Annotated in this window: 1 protein-coding gene; it reads right to left on the bottom strand. The window is 50.3% G+C overall.

The genetic code is table 11. From position 1 onward, the window contains the following. The coding region (locus PsB1_RS11790) for a hypothetical protein (RefSeq protein ID WP_284361844.1) at nucleotides 1–390 on the bottom strand (390 nt) is incomplete at both ends.

Genomic DNA, 390 nt, shown 5'->3' with positions numbered 1-390 from the left:
ACCGCAACGGGGCCATTGACCCGCGAAAACAACAAACCAATGCCGTTTTGCGCATCCCGGCCCAATAATTCAGTTGGTGTATCAAACCCAGCAATGGCAATATCGGCAGGAAGAAAAGTCCCATTTTTGGGGTCCAATAGGGGCCCCCCAGGTCCTTCCGTATCCCCTCTTGAACGTTGATCCCACCAGACCATTGTTGAATTGACCATGGTGCGCCCATCACCAAAACCTGGATAACGGCCACCTGACAGCCAATTCAAGATATTGGCACGCCCAAACATAGGGTCTGTTGTATATCCAACACTGGCATTATTGGTTGGCTTTGTTGGATCATAGACATCAGGGGTTGCAAAACCCACACAATGGGCAGCAAATAAAACGGTGCGTGGA

This window comes from Candidatus Phycosocius spiralis (assembly GCF_030158815.1).
In the GTDB taxonomy this organism is placed as follows: domain Bacteria; phylum Pseudomonadota; class Alphaproteobacteria; order Caulobacterales; family Aquidulcibacteraceae; genus Aquidulcibacter; species Aquidulcibacter spiralis.
The sequence above is the reverse complement of the archived record's forward strand: the minus strand, read 5'-3'. Positions and strand labels throughout refer to the sequence as shown.